This is a genomic window from Candidatus Nitrospira allomarina, from assembly GCF_032050975.1.
GTDB classification, from domain to species: Bacteria; Nitrospirota; Nitrospiria; order Nitrospirales; family UBA8639; genus Nitrospira_E; species Nitrospira_E allomarina.
Genome location: NZ_CP116967.1, coordinates 4,474,222 through 4,498,222 on the forward strand (window position 1 = coordinate 4,474,222; position 24,001 = coordinate 4,498,222).

The window sequence follows — 24,001 nt, forward strand, 5'->3', positions numbered from 1 at the left end:
TGATGACTATCAAGATTATCCATTGTTTCTTAGTTTCTGTATTACTCAAAATTTCCAATCTCGTGTTGGGAACAATTTTAGAGCGGTGTAGTCGAAAGAAGGCGGTTAGCCAAACATTGCCCATTTCTCCAAAGGTCGAAATGCTTCTCTGTATGGTCGCGTGCAGCATTTGCGAATTGAAGGCGTAATGGATGGTCCGCAAGCAGGGTCTTTATTGCCTTGGCAAGCTCTGTGACGTTTTGAGGGGGCACCAAAAGGCCACACCTCCCATCGTCCAACATACCGGGAATGCCGGCCACCCTCGAAGCAATTACAGGCGTCCCAATAGCCATAGCCTCTTTGATGACATTGGGAACTCCGTCTCCTAAACCAGTTGAAGGATGAACGAGGATAGTCGCTTTCCGCATCGCACTCTGCACTTCATCAGGCATTATCCAACCAGGAAAGCTTACTTTCTCGGAAATGTCCAATTCACTCGCCAACTTCCTCAAATTATTCATTTCTTCACCATCACCCACTAGCATAAACTCAGCATCGACCCCACCATGTTTCAGCTCACATGCTGCACGCAATAGAAAATCAAAACCCTTGTTTTTAGAAAAATTGCCGACTGCTAGAATTTTTCCCGGTGGCCTATTTTTAGGGTCAAAAGTGAGCACTGAAAGGTCCAAACCATGGAGGTGCACAAAAATTTTATCTGAGATCAATGGAAAAATGTCTGAATAACGTTCCTGCAGAAATTTGCGATTGAATTCCGTACAGGTGATGATATTGTTGGAATAAAGCAGCTTCTGTCTCATATACACCGGCGTTCGGTAAAGATCGGTTCCAGCATGGAGAAAAATAGAAAAAGGCACTTTCCTATTCATCAACCGATGAAAGACATAGGCGCAAGTTGCTGCATAATTTCCCCAATACCCCAGAATGTGATCGTATTTATCAGAGCACTGATGACTCCAGGCAAGTGCTTTCAGAAATACGTAAGCGCTCTTCGATACCGGGCCTACTCCGTATCTCAGAGCTGAAGCGGTAATATGAAAAGTATCCTTCAGAAAAATCCGAAGCTGGGGGAACGAGATCCGGTTAGTATATCGAAGGTCGTGAGGAAGATCGAGGTGATGAATCCTTTTCCGGGGGAAAAAATCTTCACCAAGAATGTCAGGAACGAACTTCCACAGGGATGGATCGAGGGGGTAGATCGGAAATATGTCAATTTCGATACCCGCCTCCAAAAGGGGTCGAATGTCCCTGGCAAAGAACGTATTAACCCGCCCTGGAAACTGGCTGGTGAAAACAGCAAGCCGCATAAGATGTTTTTGGGTGAAGCGCCTGGTTACTTTGTTAATATTTGGGGAAAATGAACATTGATTGAAAGCACTTATTGCTTTTCGATAGGCAGATTGCAAACCACGGCACGGAATTTCCCGTTTGAGCCACGAGGTATATTGCTCACTTGATCCATAAATATTTTTACCCGCCCCATTCTCTCTTGTAACCGAGCGCTAATTGCATGCTCGACCTCAACTGAAAAGTTTGCTGCGGGTACATATTTTACACGCAAACAGTCCAAGCCCTCTTGGATAATTTGTGCCTCTTGCACAGGCAGATTATAAAAAACAGGATTGACCCAAAAGACTCGTCTCCCATCCAACGCAATCAACATATCATTGGTCCTACCTTCAATGCCTGATAAAACCGGAAGCGTACGCCCACATTTACACGATGAAGGTTCGGCAACATGGCTAATTCGGTCACCAACCTCATACCGAATTAGAGGCATATCTGTGTTCAACAGACCAGTGCAGAGCAGACGACCAGAAGAACCGGGTAGCGCAGGCTCGTCTATTTCATCCCGAAAACATTCAAGCCAGCCCACTTCCGGCCAAGAATGCAATTTTCCATCCGGACATTCAGATGCTGCAGCAACAGCCTCGGCCATACCATAGGTTTCTCGGACCTCACTGCCTAATCCTTGGCTTATACAATCGCGTTGCCATGGCAAAAGGGGCTCGGCATTGGTAATAACCACTTTAATTCCCTGAATTATTAATTTTTTTTCGTAAGCCTCGCGCGCTAGCACTGAAGCTGAAGATGGATAGACTATCATGTGCGTTATTCCGTATCTGCGCAGAGCATCAATATAAGCTGGAACTGATTTGGGACTTATATGATTTGCAGAAAGATACAACTGGTTCATTGGAGCATTCCACACCCAAAACGGTGGCTTAGATGCATTAGGAGGAACAATGGATTGGCCTCCTAAAATTGCCCAATTATCTTTAATACTGACTCCATTCCATTGACGAAGACGAGCCTCACATAAACCAAACCATGTTCGCACAGTCTCTCTGCTCCACCACAATGTCAAAGGTGTACCTGAGGTTCCACTGGTTTGTTCGCGGTACATACGTCGCACATTCTGATCATCTGCAACAAAGGAAAGCGGATTCTGACGAAGAGCTTCCTTCTTAAGGACCGGCCAATTTTCCAGGTATTCCCAAGAGGCACTGTCACCCCGACGACGTCGTTCGGCCCATTGTTCACGATAATAAGGCACCCGGGTAGCCGCTCGATGTAATACATGGGCCAGACGCTCTTCTTGCCAAGCCCTGAGCTGGCCTAGACTCCAGTGCTCACGATCAATTGCCTCGCCAATCAACCTCTCCGTTTCTGGACCATAACGCCATGAACGGAGGTAATATCCATGCAGACTAGCTGCCACTGAACGGGCAGGGGCAGGAAGACGGTGGTAAAGTCGTAGCAATTTTTCTTTCATAAAGCAGGCAACATACTAATTTTCACAGTGAAATTATTTCATCAAGACGTATAATCGAGATTGAGGGGCAACGCAAGCCGGAATGCATTGATTTTTATGGCTAGTTGTATTTGCAATGGGTATCACTAACGTAAAGGATAAATAGAGTGGGATGAAACTGTCTGACCAGAAAAACAGAATGGGTTTTCCACCCATGCCGTTAGAAAGAGGCTCCTCACATTAGGTTGACTTGAACCTAAAAGTTAAAAGAAGTCAACACAGGGACCAGGAATGCCAATGGAGCAAGGAATGCATCGGGCAATACGCGATAGAAATAACATGGATAGGGAGGTTTAAACTCCGGAATTCGGAAAGGATTCCACCATGAGTGGAAACTCATACATTTCGACAAACCTTGGGTCCAACAACGGCACCTCGGCTCATAGCAGCATTATTTTGTTATTTATCTTTAAAACTTCTCGCAATCAAATGTTTACTTGGGTAATTTAAAATTTTCCACGCTATTACCGAAGTTCACTTGAAGCTTTTTGCTCAATAGGCTTTGAAATATTCTAAAAGAGGTGGACCAATTACTAATAATAAGGTTCGGTTTAGCTTTTGTCCTGGCGGAACATTCTATATAAAGACAACATTAGGTTTTCCTTAGAACACTTCCGGGTGGTCAGAATTTCAATTTTTTCCTGCTATTTATTCACAATTCTTAGAGAAGTTGGAGGTTCCTGAGAAATGCCGCCGCCAAATTGATAGGCGCCTATATCATAACCAGCAGTGGAATTTCGTGAAACCCCGTCCATGTCGACCTTCACATCTGCTAGAACTAATCCAGCACCAATGGCTGAACTAGTCTCTGTAATGTGAAAATCAAAAGTATCTATTTTTTTTAAACCATGTCTATATGAGTCTCCAATAAGATTACCGCCTGCAATTGCGGATGATTCATAAATTTTCATTAACTCACTTGGGTTTTTTGAAACCCCTAAGATAAGATTGTTTTCAATCTTGGAGGCACCTGTGCCATCGACAACGAGCAATACGGGTTGAGTGTTAGTCCCGACAAGCAAATTATTTTTTACAATAGACTGGCTACTTCGATCCCCAAGGAGGATTTCTCCCTTTGAATTTGAATAAGAAGTATTATGATATACGATTGTGTTGGTGGCATCATAGAGGACCTCAATCCCACGGGCGTTGTTCCAAAATACATTATTAATGACTTGGTTGTTGATCCCCTTCGTGACAATAATTCCGGCCAAATCATTATCATGGATGCGATTATTGATGATACGATTGTGGCTAGGTTGATTATTAGTACTATACATATGGATGCCATATCCATGGCTGTTATAAATTTCACAATCCTGAACGAGATTATAATCACCATTCAGATAAAACCCATAAGACTTTTCCCCACCACCGTATCCTGCGGTTCCCTGCCAACTGTCATGAAGCTTCATGTTGATAATCTCAATATAATCTGCCTCGCTGCCCAGTAGCGCGCTATCGTTTGTATTTTTAACTTCGCCATTGATAATCCGCAAATGATGACTGCCGGTTCCCATCGTATACCCGGTTAACCCATGCCCCGGCCCTCCCCCGTCAACCGTCAATCCATCCATGATGATGTATTGGCTGTCGTCCTTGAAACGGAAAACAGAAGTACCTGGTAACGATTTAATAATGACTTTTTCGTTTTGATAAGCTTTAATTGTGGTTGCATTTTCCCATGATATGCCATTCGGCGGCTCCCACAATTTGTGGTTTCTAGTATAAGTGCCCCCTCGGATATAAAGGGTGTCACCCGGTAATAGGAGGCTTACCCCCTTCTCTAGCGTAAAAAATGGCGCCTCTATGGTGCCATAATTTTTGTCATTTCCATTACTCGCAGCCACAAAATATTCTTTGGCAATAGCTTCGCCTACTCCTGCAATGCCAAAAAATACAATTAAAACAAATGCATATGGGCGGAAAGATTTCATGGACCCGTGATGATTATTACAATATTCCATTTCACTCCCCCAGATTCCAAAATTAATGATCATTCGTCTTCTCCCTTTGAAGATTCGACAAAATCACTCAAAACTTTAGTTTCAAACTTCCGGGGATCTACACACTTTACTATATTTTAGGGTAAATTCTTCAAACTCAACAATTCCTAGTCTTCAGGAATTAGCTGAACGTGAATTTGGAACAGGACGCTTAACTAGAGTAAACATTGGAGGTCTATCGTAAAGCAGATTGGAAGAATTCTATTCTGCAAATAGGAGAAAGTAAGATGGCTATACGAATGGCCTATATTATTCCTTCCTGTTCTTGTCTGTCGACCTTTACCGTCAATGAAATGGCAGAGATTCAAGGTAAAGGCCATAAATTAGTTCTGGCACCCCTGTATAAATCAGCGGGCTCTATTGTCCATCATGGAAAAGTTGGAACCTTGAAGCCGGAGGCTGTCTTGCCTGCCCCTCTGATTGATATGGAAGTCGCATTTATAGCTTTTCTAATGTTCATCAGGCGTCCCTTGCGTGCTTTAGTGACCCTAGTTGGGCTCCATTGGGCCGCGGGGCTAAATCCTTACGCTCATCTTAGTATTTTTGTCATCACACCGAAGGCACTAGCCACGGCTTGGCGCCTAAGAAGTATGAAGATTGATCGAATTCATGCACCATTTGCCACCCACACAGCTACCTGCGCTGGAATAGCGGGAAGTGTCAGTGGTATTCCTTTCTCTTTCACTGCCCATGCGTATGATTTATACTGCACGACTCTTAAGCTGCGCAACGATACACTCAGCTGGAAAATTCGCCATGCAAGCGATGTTTTTGGTGTGAGTGATTATGGCATACGCAAACTGCGCCAGATAGTTCCCAAATGCACACATATACATCTTGTTCGTGTTGGTATATTTTTGAATTTGTTTACTCCAGAACCTTTTCCTTCTAAATGTAAAATACTTCAGCTTTTATTTATTGGCAATTATTTTGAGAAAAAGGGGGTGGATACACTAATTGATGCTTGCAAATTACTGCGCGAAAAAAATTTTAGCTTCCATTTGCGAATATTTGGCGGGGGACCCCTAAAGGAAGTATTAATTGAGCAAATTAGACAGCTTGATTTAAAAGAAAATATTTCTCTTTCTGGACCAATATCACAGGCAGAAGTGGCACGGCAGTTAAAAGAATGTCATTTTTTTGTTATGCCCTGTCGAAAAGATCAAACGGGTGATATGGATGGGATTCCTACCGTATTTATGGAAGCCATGGCTGTCGGACGACCTGTAATTAGCTGTGCAATTTCGGGAATCCCAGAAATCGTGCACAATGAAGAAACGGGACTTTTAGTGCCCTCAGATGACCCAAGTGCTTTGGCATTGGCCATCATAAGGTTAGGCATGGATGACACCCTTCGTACTCGCCTGGGGCAACAGGGACGAAAGTTAGTGGCAAAGCAGCATAATATAAAGACCAATGTATCCTTAATGCTTGACTACATGGAAAGACCTAGTTGGGCTAAGAAGTTGGGTTAGATTTTTGGGCTCATCATGCTTTCGTGGAGTCTTCTTGTGCTGTCCTTGGGCCTTTGAAAGTAGGCTTCCAGGCCTCAGCGCAAAGGCCCGGGTTGAGCCAATCCGGTGCGCTTGGCTTGGAGTGCTTCGAATCGGTCGTGGCTTTAAATTTCTTCCGTCTCGCCTTTCTGTTGTGGTGGATGTCTTGCAACTCTCATGGCAACCCAAAACGCTTCGTCTTTTCAACCTGCTGGCAGATACTTTTTTCGAATATAACTTGCTGAATTTCGGTAAACATCTTCGTGGCGAGGCCATCTGCACAATGCAGCTCAATTTGGAAACGTCACTCGGATCCTTGCCACAGAGGCTTTTCCGTCAATCCATTCCCAACCCCCCCCTGAACCGATCCTCCCCATCATCAATCCAGAGTATGATAGACTTGTGTAGGAAGCTGGCTGTATCCGATTGATAACCGAGCATTGGTCATATGTGATAATAAATATAATTTTTCAAAAAGCTTTCTGCAACACAACTAACGCACTACGAGTTTTTGAATCCTCTGCATCGAAGTTTTGAAACCGGGGAGCCAAGTCATTGGTTTCTAGCCCGGTTTCATCATAGTAGCGCTGAACGTGTAACACCTCAAATCCAGCTTCCTTCGCATAAGCCAGGTGAACACTCAATGGTTCTCGATTCAAAAGAAATTCCCGTTTCCCCTTAACCAATCTCCATTCCCAATCAGAATACGCCAAATGACCATTCCAGAAGGGAGCCAGCCCATGAGAACCAAAATCGATTATATTACTTGCAAATCCACCTGGCTTGAGCCATAAAAACATGGCCTTGTAAGTTTCCCTAAGAGGATCAATATGTTCGAATACTGCCTGTGAAATGATGAGATTAAGACTCGATTCTCGAATTACTCCGGATGACATCCAAGGCGCTCGATACATGACATATTGACCAGCAAGCTCATCCTTTTTTAACTCAGTGCGGATGCCTTCAACCTTTTCATTGAAGTTTGTCCAATCAATTAGTTGATCAGGAAAATGATAAGAACCTAACGGCGGGCAAACCCCTGGAAATTCATGTTGGTCGGGAATAGATTCCTTTTGAGAGTACAACTCCACCAAATCATCAAAGATCCTATTTAAATCTGCCTTTTTTGAAAAGGGGAAAATATCCAGGCCAACATATTGAACCGCTCCAGAAAGTAACCCCGCTAATCCAGTACCTATGCTATCCCCAGGTCCCAGTTCACCTATACAGGAACCTTTCACTTTGAAACCCCACTTACTAAGTGAAACTAAATGTCTGAGCCAAACGGAATAACAGTATCGCGGAGAAGTAGAGCCTCCCGTGGAGGCACGTTGTATCCGTACCGCATTCAATTGGGGCACCCAAGTTAAACTTCCTTTAAGAATGGGGGATAACTTCCAAAGGTTTTTCATAAAAATTTTATCTACTGAACTTGGGATAGATTAAAGCCAAATATTTCTTCGGAATATAAGGGGCGTCTCAAGAGGGTTTATTTCTGAGCCAGCATCATCCAGATTGTCCTCACGGGACGCTGGAATAAACTGAAAGTCAGCGGGTATCATAGTGTTTAGTATAGTGGTACAGGCAGTTTTCGATGACCATACAAAATCCCGTAAAACTGAATAGCTGTTTTTCACCACAATTTTCCTGCCAAAAAAATCCTCTCATTTTTTCGTCTATCGGGATTGTCAAGAATTTCCCGGCTGAGCCATCGATAAGTTGGTTCTTTCTGCCTCTTTGAACAACGTGAACAATGAATGGGTAGCTAAGGTCTATTACCTATATGCCGAGAGAAGCTCTAGCAAATTACCCCCATTTTTGGCAAAACAATAAAACATAAGCAGAGAATAAACAAGAAACCTCAATTTCCAAACATGGGATTCTCCGCTGTGGTGAGAGAGATCTTAAACATAACCTGAAGGTTTTTCTGAGAGCAATCCAACAAACATATCTTTCCTACTCAAATTTATAGTGATGAAGACAATTAAGATTGTTGGATTGGCACTTTGTGTGGTCTAGAAATAGCCAACAAATGATTCCTTGTGTTCGGGGAGTGTCCGGAATCGTGGCTAGTGTGGAAATCTCAAAAACCTGAACTCGGCAGATCACCCCTCCCTCGACGGGAGAGGTGATCTTCCTATTCTTACTGGCCTCTGCTCCAGGCAAGCATTGTAGGTTTCAAAGCTGGGTATAGAAGTGATTTTCACTGTTTGAGGATGACGGAATACATGCTGCCTCCACTACTGGCATTGCCCCCAAGGGTAATCGTTCCGGCGGGAAAGGTCCGCACAAAAAGGTCCAGGGTCGTATCCGAGGTCACCAGATCCGCGCCCGTATCCGTAAAGATGCCCATCCACGAAGGCAGAGGGTGCCGCCCGTCATGGGCCACATAGACGGATACCGGTTGAGTGACCGTAAAACGGAGGAAGGCGGCAGTCGTGGCTGTCTTATCGGTGTTAGCCGTTTGGATATACGTGCCTCCCTGCACGATGGAAGGGACAGTTTTAAACGTATAGGCACGGTCGATATAAACTCGGCCCCCGGCTTGGAGACCCGAGGTGGGCACCACGTACGCTTGGCCACTAGCAACCGTCAGATTCGAAATACTGACGGAGGAGGAAGAGGAGGCAGGAGGCGGCGGCGGGGGTGTGACGGTACCGCTCCCACTCTGTGGTTTGACGACGACCGAATACATGCTGCAACATCCACCACTGGCATTACCCCCAAGGGTAATGGTACCGGCAGGAAAAGACCGCACAAAAAGACTGAAAGTCGCATCCGAGGTCACAAGTTTCGCGCCGGTATTTGTAAAGGTGCTCAACCATGAGGGTTTCGAGGAAATTCGATCGCCATGAGCGACATACACCAATACCGGTTGATTAACCGTAAAACGGATGGAAGCTGAATTGGTCCCCGCTTTGTCATCATTGGCGGTTTGGATATACGCACCTCCCTGCACGTTGGAAGGGACGGTCTTAAACGTATAGCCACGATCGATATAGACTCGGGCCCCGGCTTGGAGACCGGAGGCGGGCACCACATACGCGCGCCCACTGGCAACCGTCAGGTTCGAAATAATGCCTGAAGATGAAGTGGGGGAGGTCGGTGATGATGGTGGCGGGGTACTAGTCGACGGTGGTGGAGTACTAGTCGACGGTGGAGGAGTTGAATTGGCCGGCGGCGGCGTCCCATTGAAAGCAAAAGCTCCAATATCATAAGCATTGGAGTTCCTTGAAGCATAATCAAAATCATTTTTGACTTCGGAAAGAACCACACCGGCGGCAATGGCAAGACTTCCCTGTTGAAGGTGAAAGTCGCGGTTTTGGTGATTGGCATATTTAATGTCATTAATAGATGCGGCCACATTCCCCTTATAACTTGCTTTATCCTCCCAATCTGCCAATCCGGTACCTGAATTTGTTGCAGCAACCAGGTTATTGAAAACTTGAGAACTTCCACTGCCCTTCGTAATGATTATCCCGTTACCCCCGTTTAAACTGGCAATGTTGTTCTTTATAAGAGAGTCTCGACTTGTGCTTCCCAACCATATCCCATACGAGGAATTAGCATGGACTGTATTGTTAAAAACTTTGGAGTTTGATGCTCCATAATTTACTTCTACCCCCATGATGTTTCCCCAAATAACATTATTAATGACAGAATTGTTAGTTCCACCGTAGACTCCAACTCCGGGTCCTTTACCGAATCGAGCATTGTCATAAATTCGGTTATTTGTAATCATATTATTACTTGGTTGGTTACTACTGCTATACATATGTACACCCCAACCGCCATTTCTATAGATTGAACAGTCTTTGACGAGTATTTTGTTTCCGTCTAAATAAATACCATGTCCTCTGGCTGGAGTTACTCCATTATCATGGATTTTCAAGCCAATAAACTCAATATCATTCGAAATCCCTGTAAGGATTCCATTACTGTTAGCATTCATAATTTCGCTATTGAGAATGCGTATATGATGGCTTCGATGTCCTGTTTGAATTCCATTCGCGCCGCCTCTGGCATCAAAAACAAACCCTTCGACAATAACGTAGTGACTCCCATCGGCAAAGTACAATGCAGAACGGTCACGGGCCGCTGTAATCACGACTTTTTCACTTGCGTACCTCTTGATTGAGACGGTTTGCTCCCAAGAATTTCCATTTGGAATTTTCGCAAGATTGTGGGACCCTAGATATGTGCCACCTCGCACAAACAACGTATCTCCTGGGATTAACACGCTGACTCCCCTTTCCAGAGTTCGAAAGGGTTCCTGTAACGTGCCACGGTTTCCATCGTTTCCATTGCTTGCAGCCACATAATAATTTGATGCCTTGGCTTCGCTGACATGGCTACCCATGACCAAGATACAAAAAAGAAAAACTTTCATAACCCATCGATTGCTTAAAATACTCATTACTGATCCTCCTGAACAAAAAAGAGACCGATGGTCCTGCTTCTGGAAAGCAAGAAAATCAATCAGGCATTTACTTCCATAGGAACCGGAGGTTGGATTCAGCAATATGTATTCCAAAATTAATTTTTTAGTTCTGAAAAATGTCAACACCCTTGTTTATATACAAATTATTTTTTTTAGGGCCAAATTTGTCCAATATTCCTCAAGCCAATAATTGTAGGTCATAGCCTTCACCTGAATGATAAATTTCATAATTCTCCTACGGAAAATAATGCCTAGTAGCGCATTCGGCACAAGATCTGTGCCGGGAAAAATGACAACCAATCTGTGACAAGTTCACCGCCTATACTGCATTCCATCCAACTAATGAAATTGTCAGAACTGTGCGGAACAATTGACTTTGGGTTTGCCAATGGGTCCCGCCATACGAAATTGGGCGATGACTGGGGCGGCAGAAATTTTGTGAAAGGTTTCTGGGCTGCAATAATGCAAAAGTAAAGGGACATTAGGCGGAGTGAAAAGCGTAATAGGGAAAAATTTGATCACATTCCCTTAAAAAACCTTGGAATAGCATTAAGGGCTTTCGGTAGAAGAAACGGCATTTTCTGAGCCGCCCAATATCATTCTATAAAATTGGCAGAACTTTTCAAGAATACGTTGTTGATTATACGTTTCCTTGACATGAAGTTTCAGTTGGTTTCCCAAGTACTGCCGCTGCTCATGTGATCGCAACAATTTCATCAGCGATTGAGCCAATTGAGCCGGCGAACCTGGTGCCACTAACATGCCCGCTCGCCCATAATCAAGGACCTCAGGACATTGCCCTACCTGGGTGGCAACAGTTGGAAGTCCTGCCATCCCATACTCAAGAAGTGCCATGGGAAATCCTTCGGCCTTTGAACTGAGTACACCAATGTCACATGTTCTGAGTATGCTTAACACATCCTTTCGATATCCAAGAATCGAAACATGTTGAGTCAATCCAGCGATTGAAATTTCCCTCTCAATGGAACTGAGACAATCCCTATCGTTCGTAGAGCCGACGAGAACTAAATGAGCCTTGGGAATCTCCTGAATGATTTGTGTCATCGCGCGAAGGAGAGTTATATGATCTTTTACCGGGAGAAGATTTGCCAGACAAACAATTCTCCAACCTTCTTCACCGGGAAGAGTTGTCTTTAGTTGAATTCCACTAATAGTTCCAACGAAATTGGGAATATAACGTACCCGATCCGAATTCATATGCAATGCTTGAGTAATCCAATCGGCCAAGGCTTGATTCACAGTAATGATACCTTTTGCACGTCTCGCCATAAATCTATAAGCCAACGAAGGTCGACCTGAGCTTGCCATACCACCGTCATGAATATGCCACACCACTGAAGGAAAGGGAGGGAAAAACGCCGCGATCGTTGCCACAAATACAGATGGCCCATGCGCGTGAAGAATCTGTATCTTATGCTTTCGAATGAATAACACCAGAAGTTTCAGGGCTTTTACATCCAATACGTGCCGACGCCACAAATGAAGAGCGATGACATCGCTGACTATTTCTTTCAATAATGGACCATCAAACCGTGTTGTACACAAAAAAGGCTGATACCATTCTCTTGGAAGATGATTTACCAGATTGACAACTATCCGCTCTTTACCGCCAGCCACGAGAGTATCTGTTAGGTGCAACACACCAGTGGGTTTTTGCATTACCGAAACCTATTGCTACACAGGCATTGATATTTTAAATTGTGGAAACGAAACTTCATGTTCACCGGCTGTCAGGAAACGCCACTACCGGGAACTTGAGGACATCGCAATAGCGTTTTTTGGAATCAACCGTACGCACTGCCCTCCAGAACCAGAGTCAGAGTGGAAAAATGTTTGGAATAGGGAAAGCAACAACTGAGGAAACTCTCGGCCTGAAATAGCACTGAAGACATTAGCCAAACAGTCATTTATCCAAACGCCCCTTATCTTCATCTTTCATGAAACTATAATTCCAGCGTTCCAGAAATAGACGACTTAGAACCTCTCGTACTCCCTCAATTGAATAGCCTTGTGCCCAAGTATTTCCATCCTTTGAAAGGCGTTGAATTATCGTAGGGTCTTCCATGATACATCGCAGATGAGCTACCAAAGTTTCGACGCCACCATAGGGAAAAACAAAACCCCTCCCCTTAAGCATCCAGGGGATCAGCCCGGTGTCAGTTGCAATGCAAACAATACCAAAACACATCGCTTCTACAAGAACCTTTGGAAAACCCTCACTTTTAGTAGGTAAGACCAACACATGCGCCTTTTCATACCAACTCATTACTTCAGCATAGGGAAGTGGCCCGACAAAATGTACATTCTTTTCCAAATCCAGCTGTTTCGCCATCGTTTCAAGGCGGGGTCGATCGTGTCCATCCCCAACAATTGATACCTCGAACGAAATATTTTGTTTTAACAGAGTAGATGCTGCTTTCAGTAAAACATCAACTCCTTTGGCAGGGACCAATCTCCCTACAAACAGAATTTGGACAGGAAAAGTCAATTGCTTTTTCTCTGCGGCCGCCGACCCACGCTGCACTTGCTTTGCTGTCATGGTGGAAGCAAAAATTGGGACAACCTGCCTGGGTTGGTTTGACCCTCCCCCATAAACCATGACCAACCCATTTCGCCACCACCAGGAGCGTAAAATAAACCGCTGCAAGCGAGAAGAGAATGGTTCCCCTGTAAAACTCATCCACTGCCCGGCATAGTTGGCTATTAAATACTTGGAGAACAGTGGGGCAAGAATAGTTCCCAACAAGCCAAGATTACATGGGCACCGCACCTGGATGACATCACCTTTTAGCATCGCCCTACTCAGTTCCAGCACATGTCTCGGTATATTGACAAAAAGCAGAAATTTCTTCCAAAAGGTTCTCCCACCGGTCTCTTTTTGAGGCAAAATCGAAATATTAGGGTTTGCGAAGGGGAGACAATCGCGAGGAGGGAGGCCCTTCTGGAATGGGGCGGCAATTAATACTTTTTCAAACAAATCCGCCAAAGGCTGGATCTGTAGGGTATAGGGACCGGAGGCGAAGAACTGGCCCCCAACCTCATAATGCCGAACGTTCGTGATGATGACCAAAGTTTTATTTGCATTCTGTAATGCCATATTTAAATTTCCTTTTGAATTAGCCGTAAAAAATCCAACTCCCAATACCGATAGTTGCTGCTCAGGAAAGCTTTCTCCAATTCCCTTCGGTTTAACTTTTTCAGCCATTTTCCATATGATATTTTCTTCTCATCGCACGACCAGGAACAGAAATCTCTCTTGCCATCCCTTTACACATTTCTTCATGGTCGCATTGTTAAGCAATTGAGTGGTTTGGTATTGGTCTGTTTTCCTAGCCGACGGGTTATCAGCCAGTCAATCTTTTACTGAAAAAATGTTTTACCCTCGCTGTTCGAGAAATTTGTGGGATTGTCCGTTTTTACCCTATGAGTTTGGGTTCTCCACACTTTTGGGCGTCGTACCCTTGGTGCCCGTGTGTTACCAAGGAAGGCGATCCCTAGGAAAAGTCCAGACAATGGGTCAAGGGCAGAAACGGAAAGACCGATCGTCATGAAACACGGTACGCCTAACAGTGGCCCTACCTCACCCGTAACACGTCTATGGACAAGCCCTTTGCTTATTAGGGAGGCAAGGAAAACCGTCAAGAGTAGGAGGCCGATAAGCCCTGTTTCAACACCTATGTGGAGATACAACGAATGCCAGGCCAATTTCACACCGGGTTTAAAATGTACATTAGGATCGGACATGGAATAGGTCGCATAAACTTCTGGCCCTGACCCAGGGCCAAATCCCCAAATTGGGGAATCTTTTAAAACGTTTGGAAAAAGTTTCCACATATCGAAACGTCCCGTAGTTTTTTGCTCCAGACTTCTCTCGTCGCTCGTAGCCTTGTCAAACCATTCGTTTATTAATGCTCCTTTCTCCGTTAAAAGGAGGCTGAATAAAAAAATAGCCATAATCATCAAGGAAATTAGTATTCTCATTTTCATTCTAACTTTAGAAAACAGCAGCATGATGATTACACCCACACAGGCAACAGCCCAACTCCCTCGCGATGTCGAGAGAAGCAAAAAAATTAGGGCCGTTCCCCCAACCAACCGGCGAGAAATTGCCGATTTGTGCAGAAAAAGCCATTTCCCGTCATCTACCATTGAATAAAGCAGGATAAATGCCGCCGGAATTCCGAAGTTAATAGGATTTCCGAAGGTAACGCCTTCAATCTTAGCTTCGACCAGGCGTGGCGAACCATATCCCAATAAGGCCAAACCAATCGCAAACAGGGAGATGCCCGCACCGATGAATGCCGTGGAAAGGAATCTTCGTTGTTCAGCAAGGAGATATACAATTCCTGCACTGAACCCAAGCTCCAAAATCATAAGGCCAGAGGAATAGCCGCCCGTCAAAATAAAAGCTCCCCCCCAATACAACACTCCAACAACTAGAAGCCAACGCAACAGGAGATTGTTCCATAGTTGGAAAAATTTTTGGGGGGTTTTAAAAAGCCTGAGAGCCAGTCCCAACCCCAAAATAGCTATTACCGAGTTATAGAACAAACCGTCACGCAAAAAAACCAAAACGGGAAGGACTGAGATGGACAAGGCAAAAAAACTTAACGGTTTCCCGGACACTACATAATACGCAAGAAATATTAGTAAAAAAACGAAGAAAACTTTTCCACCAGCAAATAATTTCCCTAACCCAACCAAACCCATGGCAGGCACCACGCAAATCATTACCTTGATGAGGATCGGCCAAATCAGTTGGGCACTGATTTCTTTAGCCCTCAGTTCAGTATCTTTCGTGAAATTCGAACTTTTCGGGTTTTGCATTGAGGATGAAAAAGGTGGATTTATCTTAGTCATGCAATTTTCCTTGAACTTTTCGAACAACCGAAATCCAAAACTACTCTGACCTTAAAAAAATTTTGGTTCATCATGATTTTCCCTGGATCACTCCCATTCTCGCCCTCCTCATTCGACCAAAAGGGGACTCAATTCCTCTCCTTTGTAGGGAGAAAATAGGTGAGGTAGAGTTTGTGTGTTATCAGTCAACCACCACGGGATCAAACATATGAAACCTCTTCAGGGCCGGCAAAAGGCCTTTCATGAACGAGATTTCCACTTAATTAGCCAGACTACTGAACACCAAACCCGCCTTACCGATCGGAAAGAGCTAATTGGACGGCTAATAGCATAATAGCCCGTTGATACAGTCCTGCCCGAGAAATAGCCTGATGAGGACGTCCCATACAAAAAGCATCTACTACCGGGCGGTAGGTTTCAGGTCTAAAAAATTCGGGAAGTCGGCTGGAAGGGCCAAGCAGAACTTCTGACAACTGGGATTTGAATTCCCTATCAACCCATTTATCCATAGGGATGACGAATCCTAGTTTAGGTTTTTTAGCGACGGCTTTAGGCAATTTACTTTCGGCCACTGCTCGTAACACCTTTTTACACATTCCTCCGCTCACTTTCAGGTGATGGGGAAGGCAAAGGCCAAACGCAAACAGTTCTTCATCTAACAATGGGACCCGCACCTCCAGACTCTCTTTCATACTTGCCATATCCACCTTAAAAAGAAAATCATTGGGCAATCGCAGCCGAGCATCAACCTCAGTCGCATGTGCGGACAAACGTTCCAACCGGGAAACCTTACCCGCCAAACGATGCTCCCACTGTGGTTCAAACAGGCGACGGACGGGAAGTAAATTAGTATCCAAGCAAAGATTTTTGTGTTCATCTTCCCTTATCCAACAAAACAAGGTCTGCAAAATCCTTGTGTCATCAGCGCCGGTAAGATCTCGTATCCTTTCCGGGAATGAATTACGTAACACACCGAGTCGAGCTAGTGGATGCGCAATGGCTCCAGCGATACCCCACAACCATGGCGGAAAACGTTGAAACCCGATAATTTCCCCAATTCTCAAAAAATGGCCATAGCCCCCGAACCCCTCGTCCCCACCGTCTCCAGAAAGGGCAACGGTCACATGCTCGCGCATAAGTCGACAAACCGCATTGGCTGCAAAAATTGAGGTATCGGCAAAAGGCTGTCCGGCATGAAGAAGAAGATCAGTTATATGTTCCCAGGTGCCTTTGCTGTTTCCAACTTTAAGCGTCCGGTGATGGCTTCCAATGTGCTGCCCTACTGCCACCGCTGCCCACGTCTCATCATACTCCTCCTCTGAAAATTGCGCGTTAAAGGTCTGAAGCCTGCCATTGAGAGCCTCCTGCGCCGCAACACTTACCAAAGAGGAATCGATCCCCCCGCTGAGAAGGGAACCAAGCGGAACATCGCTTTCCAACTGCTGTCGGACAGCCCTCCCAATTAAAGAATCAGCTTGTGTCTTAGCCTGCTCTAAAGACAATTCTAAATCGGGAGCAATGGACCATTGATGATAGTTTTGGATATCCCAAGAAATTCTATGGTTATCCAACCGAGCGACCAAAACTTCTCCCGGCTGAAGAGCGCGAATTCCAACAAAAAATGTCTCAGGTGCAGGGATGTAGAATAAGGCAGCAAAATCGGAAATCGCCTGCCTATCCGGCTGAACGTTGATTCCAGGCAATTCACGGAGAGCTCTGATTTCGCTGGCGAACGCAAGCCGGTTGGCCCCTGGGGCATAAAACAGTGGCTTGATACCGAATCGGTCTCTGGCCAGAAGAAGGGTATCAGTGTGTGTATTATAAATCGCTATGGCAAACATGCCACGCAATCTATCCAGGAATGCTAACCCTTTTTCCTCATAAAGATGAACAATGACCTCAGTGTCCGAGCGCCCTTTAAAAATATGTCCGCAAGCTTCAAGATCCCGTCGAAGTTCCCGATGGTTATAGATTTCCCCGTTAAAAACTACCCAGATGGTACCATCTTCGTTCGCCATGGGTTGCGCACCACCGGGAGACAAATCAATAATACTTAACCGTGTATGAATGAGAGTTGCCTCAGGCCAGATCTGAATGCCATGTGCATCCGGACCCCGGTGATGCAGAACCTTGGCTAAACGTGCTGCGTAAGACTCACTGTCAGGGAGATGTCCCAACCACCCGGCAATACCACACATAAAATAATCATTCCTCTCCGCACTCGAGATGGACAATCAGCCTTGGTTTCGTCCACAAGCCAACATCGTGGTAACGGTTAAGTCTTGCTCTGTCAGAGATTACGTCTACCCAAAAACATCATCTTTCTTGCAGGTATTACGTCGCTTGGGGACGGCCCTTTGGGGGGCCCATTATCGGTTGGCGGACAGGGGTTGTCCATCCTCATCCGCCATAAAAGGGGGCAAATTGGGTGAAGAGTGTCTTCACCACGCTCACTTGCCCTAAAGTTAGGGAACAACCGGATTGTTTTGACATTAGGAATGCGTGGTTGGAAGTGCGCCTTTCCAGAAGTATTCTTAGCCTAGAAAATGGACACAAAAAGAAACCGCCTACCCACCTAAAGATTTTTGAGAAGAATGTCATTCAACTGCTTACTTAAATTGACCCATGAATAGGAATCTTCTCCTTCAATTCTCTCTCCTTGACTTTCTATTCTTTGATTGAGATAGGAAGCCATACCAACGATATTATTTTTTTGGAACGCGCGTACCCCTTTACACTGTTCTAATATGGCGACATCACTTCCCAATGGACAAATCAGCAGAATCGGAGTCCTCAACCCTAAGGATTCAAAGACTTTGCATGTAATCATTCCTTTATCGGCAATCGTGACGTCGTCAGGGATGGAGGTAATTACAATAGATATGTCGGCACCAGCAACAGCGGATAGCGCAACATTGCGGTGGACCTTCCCCTGAAGCTTCACCTCATCAATCATCCCGAATCGCTCGGCTTCTTCTCTGACATGCTCTCCCATCTGACCATAATAATACAGACACCACTTTCCTTTTTCTTTACCTCTTAATTCCTTCAAATGCTTTAGAGCTTCCATGAACGGCGTAATCACCCGTTTGGGCGGATAGAAATCCCCAGTATACACTATCGCGAAATGTGGAAACTGAGTAGGCTGTACTTGACTCATTTCATCCGGATCAAAGCCATTCGAAATGACGTGAATTTTTTCCTTCAGACCATATCGTCGGGTTAAATCCATTGCCCAGGAGGGAGAAACGATGGTCACAGCAGCGCTACTTTGGAGCAGCTCTTTCTCTTCATTAATGGTTTTCTGAGGTTTCGGATACGTTGCGTGAGGATTGCCGGTCCAAGGATCACGGTAATCAAGCACATAGGGTCGGTTCAGTTTATCTGATAGCCATTTCGCCAATCCAAATGAACAAAACGGTGAACCACTCGCAAGAATGATGTCTACATCCTCTTTACCTAAGGTTGAGCATGTCCGCTTGGCTTCTTTGATCCAGCCGATTTCCCTTTCAATCCTCCACTTGCTTGCGATCCGTCGACCTACCCCTCCCAAAAACCATTTGATTCCGGTATTCCCGAATTTTAGGCACCCAGGTGAAAGAAACCGCCAGTCATGCCCGGTATGTTTACACTTAATTCCTTCCTTATTTAGTTCAACCTTTATCTTCTCAATTTCACTCGTGTCCCCTAATCGCCACAGATGAGGATCGGGTGTTACCACGGTGACATCCCAACCTAACCTGGAAAGATACTTGGCAATATTCCAGGTTCGGACACATGCACCGGCATTGAGCGGGGGAAAATAATACGCAAGAAACAAAACTTTGGGTTTTTGGGGAGGCATCGTTCTATCCTTTTTACTCATTGGCAAATATCACGTTTTTGCACACAATTGTCCATATAATCCTACCAACCGATCGTTTAGAGTCTTTATGTCATAGTCCGTTTCCACCCGGGCACGCCCGGCTCTTCCCATATCCGCCCATTTTTCAGGATGGTCAAACAGGTAGGACAATCGATCGGCCAGGGCATCCGCATCTCGCTCCTGTACCAGATAACCTGACACACCATCTTCCACAAGTTCCGGAATGCCGCTATGCTGAGTGGCAATAACCGGCAACCCCAGGGCCATGGCCTCTTTAATCGCATTGGGAATGCCTTCCTGATCACCGTCTTTGGCCGTCACACTTGGAGCAATCAGTATGTGTGCATCTTGCAATAATCGAATGACTTCCTCATGGCTTTTCCACCCTAGTAGCTGCACATGCTCCTTGAGATCTCGCTCCTGTATCAATTGCTCCAGGTCCCCTCGTAATTCGCCCTCTCCGATTATGGAATAGCGGATGGATTTTCCCGATTTGACTATCTTATCGATTGCTTCAATCGCATAGGTAATACCCTTTTTCTCAATCAACCGGGCAATGGTTATTACATGTATCGGTTCATCCTGAAGAACTTTCTTGGCGGAGCATGTGAGGTTTTGGCAATTAATACCAGAGGGCAAAACGACAATCTTCCCCTCATCACATCCTTGTTGGACAATGAGATTTTTCAAAGATTGGCTCACCGGTAAAAAGAGATCCCCTTCCCTAAATAATGTTTTATACAAATCGGGGCATTCATAGATCATTTTTGAGGCATCAAATCCTCGAAAAGAAGTCACCACTTTAGCCGTTGGGGCAGCCACTTGTTTAATATATAATCCTTGCAGACCATCCGTGCCAAATTGGCAATGAATAATGTCATAGGGTCCCTTTCCTAAAAAGGGAATTATTTTATACAGAAGTGTTAATGATGAAGCGGCCCTTCCATATTGAAAAACATTTAAGGATCTCACTATTGGGACGGGATATTTTAGGATATATTTAAGAATAAGATACAACCCCTTGGCGAATCGTCGAACTTTATTTTTTGGTACAACTTGATACCTCGTCCGTTCCCTCAACCTATATTTTTTGAGGTTTTCTGGACTCGGGAGATCATCCCTTGCTTTCCCTGCAAAAATGCTTACCTCGAGTCCAGCTTCGATTATACCTACAATTTGACTTTGGACAAATGTTTCAGTAGCAGAGGGAAACTGGCTCACAATAAACGCAACTTTCATTCTTCGTCCTCTACTATTTTTTCAATTACGTCTTTCAAAAGCATCCGATGGAATCACTCTCGCTTCAACTAAAGTAAAGGATATTCTCTCCCCATGGGAAATCGATAGATTTTTTCACTCACCTCCTCAAGATCTCACATGAAATTCTAGGTCGAAGATTCTTTAAGAGCTTTCCTTTTTACCTAAGAAGAGATCGGGCTATGTAGATACATTTTCCGCTTGCACATCCTATTTCCCCCGCACAAGCTCTGAAGCAAAATAATCAACCGAATACCCGCCTGTTTGCCGACGGATAGTTTCTTTCGTACGCTGTATTTCTTCAGGATCTATTTTTTCAATATATTTATCGTACATATACAGGACATCCATAAATTCGATGTAATAGGGACTGGACTCAAGAGCATTGGTCAGACCGAATTGAAAGAGAAATTTTCTGAGAAAATTGAAATTGTTTTTTATGTAGGGAAGTAACCACGAAAGTGGCATTTGCTGATATAAGGTAAGGAAATCCTTAAGATTGGTAATTTGATATTCTTCCGAAAAACAACTGATGGTTAAATCCCGATCAATCCATCCGCCAGGATAAACAAGCCGGGGATACTTCCGTCGCAGAGCCCAAAAAACCTTACGTATGCTTCTTACTTTAACGGCATGTGCTACGACTTCAACCTTAGATCGGGGCTTTTTTCGTGATTTCACCCACATTACGATAAAAATTTTATACAGTGCTTCTGCCGGTTGGTGTTCTAACACTCTTTGTAGCGCACGCAATCCCTTTTCGGACCATTCAGCATAACGTGTTTCTTGTGGAATCACATGGCTAAGGCGATTCAGTACTGTCAATGCCTGCACATGCGTATTGAGACAAAGCGAATTACCAGGAGATTTGCCAAAAAGGATAGAGTGAAAATGTGCATGTTTGTCCATGTGTTCATTCGTATCGTGTAAAAACCAAAGACTCCCGTCATCGAGCTGTTCCATCAGATGCTCGGACACAAAAGTTATTCCACGTTCTGCGGCTTCTATCCATAAAGACTCGCCCGTTTTTTCATACTGCGAAATGAGCAAATGAATGCCGTCCAAATGGAATCGGGCATGCGTTTCAATTTCATCGGTCCAAAAACCATGCCCCCACTCTCCTTTTGGCGACAGGTCTAAAACAACAGAATAGGCAATGACATTTTGGATGATGTCATACAATTTTTTGCCGGTTTCGTGATATAAAAACCCAAAATAACTCCACCAGGCGAATGCACATTGCTGACATTTGAATCGTTTCTTCAGGTCTTTGTGCCCACGAGGATCATAGAGACTTCCGTTGACCAGATACGTCCAGATATCTGAGGGCTTACTGGCATAAAACCAATCTGTTTTTCGATACACACGTCGTTCAACGGAATTCAAAGATGTGATTTCCCCGACAAACTCCTCGCAAGCATCTTCGATAATCACAAAGGGGACAATTGCCCGTTCTCCGGGCATTCCTGAAAGGAATAATTGCAATTGAATACCTGAATTCACTTCCCAATGGCAGGGAAGGAACGAGTCCTCAGGGGCTGAAATACGTTGGGATTGGTCGAAATGAAATTTCGCACAAGCAGCAGGTAGCCAAACCGTATATTTTCTTTTTTCATATTGAACGGTTAAGAGCGTTCCAAATTCATTTCCATGAAAAACCTTCAAAACCGAGGCTGCGCTTGAAAATTTTATGTGGGTAGGCCCCTCCTCTGCACAGACACGAAGGCTATGTATCCTCACACCCTGCTTCACATGAACATCCACCAATTGGGAGCAAAACTCATCAAATGCATATTCAACTCGCTCAAAACCGTTAGAGGCGAAAATCCGTTCCTCATTTTCTTTTCCAAAAAATATGTCCGTTGGATAAACTTTACTGTGTGAACCCATGGTACTCCTTGCTCAAGTGGGGACTCGGTAAGAACCGCAATGCTGGGCCGACCGCTACGCTTTTACCCAAAAGAGCCTATCAGTCGTTTCATTTTCCTTTTACCCGCTTTCCATTCATCAAGAATGGCATATTTTAAGAATCGGCTTAAAGAAAACAGATATCCGCATTTCCTGAAAATCAGGAACAAGGCCTTTAACCGTGAACTCATGACCTTCTCTTTTTTTATCAAATTATAATTATGCCTGAAGATGTAATTTTTTCCTGTCTTTCTTATTTTTTGCACCATGCTCTTATCAGAAACCAACTGACACATCGTATCTACCAATAGGAATGATTCTTCACACCATTCTTTACATTTTACAGATAACGTTAATTCATTGGGATGCTTCCGATTACTTGCCTTACTTTCTTGAATATCCTTCCGGCCAAACCGGGAGCATAATTTGGCTATCGCCATAACATCTAAGAGCAAATTATGTTTTGAATGCATGCCACCGATCTCTCTTAACCTTTTGGTATTCAATAAGGTACTGCAGAGGTAAATACCTGTCTCAAAGGATAAATAAGCTAAAAGAAATTCTTCCGTTGAAAGTCCACCAACTGTATTGGGCCACTCCCCTAACCCCTGTCCCTCTGGGCCAATATAGCGAGTTCCTGTTCGAATAACTCCAATATCCGAAAATGAATAATTGACCGTTTTTAAGCACGCATCAACAAAATCCTCATCAATAAGGTCATCATCCTGTAACAGTAAAAAATAATCTCCCCGTGCTTGGTCTATACAAAACTTAAAATTATTGTAATGCCCGATATTTTGACTGTGCTTTACATATCGAATTCGAGGGTCATTGAATGCGTTCACCACTCTTTCGGTATGATCAGTCGAGCAATTATCGGAAACGATAATTTCTAAATTTTTATAAGATTGGTCTACCGCGCTTTCCAGAGTGTGCTTCAGGTACGTGCCGGCTCGATTGAATGTCGGAATAGCAATCGTGACTAGTGGCATTTCCTGATGGATCATATTGAACCTCTTCAAATGAGTAAAAACTTCAATGTCAGTTGACCGGCAAGCTCAAGTGCCACTCAAAATGCGATTTTTGCCGAAAATGTCACAAATGCCATTCCCGCATGTGTCCGGCTATGATCCATGCGACCAGAACCAGAATTGGATTCCCGAATTTTGATTAATTGACCCTCCCTGTCATCCGACAGAAGTCGGCGCCGATCTATCAAAAAAGTTGCAGGTTAAAGTCTCGACAATTGAATTTGATCTCGATTGCGTTGGATTTCAAAAGGTCATCCTGAGTAAAACGAAGGATCTCGTCGAGTCGTGAGATTCTCGGCTGGGC

14 protein-coding genes are annotated in these 24,001 nt (G+C 44.5%); 1 reads left to right on the top strand and 13 read right to left on the bottom strand.

Annotated features, from left to right (window positions below; genetic code table 11):
• Window positions 1–77 precede the first annotated feature (77 nt).
• The 3 genes from PP769_RS19430 to PP769_RS19440 all read right to left on the bottom strand — a co-directional run bounded on the left by PP769_RS19430 (window position 78) and on the right by PP769_RS19440 (window position 4,815).
• The gene (locus PP769_RS19430) at window positions 78–1,406 is read right to left on the bottom strand and encodes a glycosyltransferase family 4 protein (RefSeq protein ID WP_312643486.1); all 1,329 of its coding nucleotides are present in this window, start codon (window positions 1,404–1,406) and stop codon (window positions 78–80) included.
• Entirely contained in the window at window positions 1,379–2,776 is a 1,398-nt protein-coding gene (locus PP769_RS19435) for a phenylacetate--CoA ligase family protein (RefSeq protein ID WP_312643488.1), read from the bottom strand. The genes PP769_RS19430 and PP769_RS19435 overlap by 28 nt, the downstream gene beginning before the upstream one ends.
• 683 nt (window positions 2,777–3,459) lie before the next feature.
• The gene (locus PP769_RS19440; protein ID WP_312643490.1) at window positions 3,460–4,815 is read right to left on the bottom strand and encodes a right-handed parallel beta-helix repeat-containing protein; all 1,356 of its coding nucleotides are present in this window, start codon (window positions 4,813–4,815) and stop codon (window positions 3,460–3,462) included.
• A gap of 233 nt (window positions 4,816–5,048) precedes the next feature.
• Between PP769_RS19440 and PP769_RS19445 the strand changes: the two genes are divergently transcribed.
• Entirely contained in the window at window positions 5,049–6,296 is a 1,248-nt protein-coding gene (locus PP769_RS19445; protein WP_312643492.1) for a glycosyltransferase, read from the top strand.
• A gap of 488 nt (window positions 6,297–6,784) precedes the next feature.
• Here PP769_RS19445 and PP769_RS19450 read toward each other — a convergent pair whose 3' ends face one another.
• The 10 genes from PP769_RS19450 to PP769_RS19495 form a co-directional block, all read right to left on the bottom strand.
• Complete coding sequence (locus PP769_RS19450; RefSeq protein ID WP_312643494.1) at window positions 6,785–7,555, bottom strand: hypothetical protein; 771 nt, start codon at window positions 7,553–7,555, stop codon at window positions 6,785–6,787.
• A gap of 962 nt (window positions 7,556–8,517) precedes the next feature.
• Entirely contained in the window at window positions 8,518–10,731 is a 2,214-nt protein-coding gene (locus PP769_RS19455; RefSeq protein WP_312643496.1) for a right-handed parallel beta-helix repeat-containing protein, read from the bottom strand.
• Window positions 10,732–11,304: 573 nt separating this feature from the next.
• Complete coding sequence (locus PP769_RS19460; protein WP_312643498.1) at window positions 11,305–12,435, bottom strand: glycosyltransferase; 1,131 nt, start codon at window positions 12,433–12,435, stop codon at window positions 11,305–11,307.
• Window positions 12,436–12,679: 244 nt separating this feature from the next.
• A complete protein-coding gene (locus tag PP769_RS19465) occupies window positions 12,680–13,522 on the bottom strand; it encodes a glycosyltransferase (RefSeq protein WP_312643500.1) in 843 nt (280 codons plus the stop codon).
• A 614-nt stretch (window positions 13,523–14,136) separates the two neighbouring features.
• Window positions 14,137–15,636, bottom strand: a complete 1,500-nt coding sequence (locus PP769_RS19470) for an O-antigen ligase family protein (protein ID WP_312643502.1) — start codon at window positions 15,634–15,636, stop codon at window positions 14,137–14,139.
• A 293-nt stretch (window positions 15,637–15,929) separates the two neighbouring features.
• Window positions 15,930–17,834: an asparagine synthase (glutamine-hydrolyzing) gene (asnB, locus tag PP769_RS19475; protein WP_312643504.1), complete on the bottom strand. Its 1,905-nt coding sequence runs from the start codon at window positions 17,832–17,834 to the stop codon at window positions 15,930–15,932.
• Between the two features lie 377 nt (window positions 17,835–18,211).
• A complete protein-coding gene (locus PP769_RS19480; RefSeq protein WP_312643506.1) occupies window positions 18,212–19,480 on the bottom strand; it encodes a glycosyltransferase in 1,269 nt (422 codons plus the stop codon).
• A gap of 30 nt (window positions 19,481–19,510) precedes the next feature.
• On the bottom strand, window positions 19,511–20,740 hold the full coding sequence (locus PP769_RS19485) for a glycosyltransferase (RefSeq protein ID WP_312643508.1): 1,230 nt from the start codon (window positions 20,738–20,740) through the stop codon (window positions 19,511–19,513).
• Window positions 20,741–20,968: 228 nt separating this feature from the next.
• Window positions 20,969–22,648 carry a hypothetical protein gene (locus PP769_RS19490; RefSeq protein ID WP_312643511.1) on the bottom strand — a complete coding sequence of 560 codons (1,680 nt, stop codon included), beginning with the start codon at window positions 22,646–22,648 and terminating at the stop codon, window positions 20,969–20,971.
• Between the two features lie 62 nt (window positions 22,649–22,710).
• A complete protein-coding gene (locus tag PP769_RS19495) occupies window positions 22,711–23,673 on the bottom strand; it encodes a glycosyltransferase family 2 protein (protein WP_312643513.1) in 963 nt (320 codons plus the stop codon).
• Window positions 23,674–24,001 lie beyond the last annotated feature (328 nt).

Coding starts and splice junctions, on each gene's coding strand:
- PP769_RS19455 (WP_312643496.1), bottom strand. CDS start 10,731: ATGAGTATTTTAAGCAATCGATGGGTTATGAAAGTTTTTCTTTTTTGT.
- PP769_RS19490 (WP_312643511.1), bottom strand. CDS start 22,648: ATGGGTTCACACAGTAAAGTTTATCCAACGGACATATTTTTTGGAAAA.
- PP769_RS19480 (WP_312643506.1), bottom strand. CDS start 19,480: ATGCCTCCCCAAAAACCCAAAGTTTTGTTTCTTGCGTATTATTTTCCC.
- PP769_RS19440 (WP_312643490.1), bottom strand. CDS start 4,815: ATGATCATTAATTTTGGAATCTGGGGGAGTGAAATGGAATATTGTAAT.
- PP769_RS19460 (WP_312643498.1), bottom strand. CDS start 12,435: ATGCAAAAACCCACTGGTGTGTTGCACCTAACAGATACTCTCGTGGCT.
- asnB (WP_312643504.1), bottom strand. CDS start 17,834: ATGTGTGGTATTGCCGGGTGGTTGGGACATCTCCCTGACAGTGAGTCT.
- PP769_RS19445 (WP_312643492.1), top strand. CDS start 5,049: ATGGCTATACGAATGGCCTATATTATTCCTTCCTGTTCTTGTCTGTCG.
- PP769_RS19485 (WP_312643508.1), bottom strand. CDS start 20,740: ATGAAAGTTGCGTTTATTGTGAGCCAGTTTCCCTCTGCTACTGAAACA.
- PP769_RS19470 (WP_312643502.1), bottom strand. CDS start 15,636: ATGACTAAGATAAATCCACCTTTTTCATCCTCAATGCAAAACCCGAAA.
- PP769_RS19435 (WP_312643488.1), bottom strand. CDS start 2,776: ATGAAAGAAAAATTGCTACGACTTTACCACCGTCTTCCTGCCCCTGCC.
- PP769_RS19495 (WP_312643513.1), bottom strand. CDS start 23,673: ATGATCCATCAGGAAATGCCACTAGTCACGATTGCTATTCCGACATTC.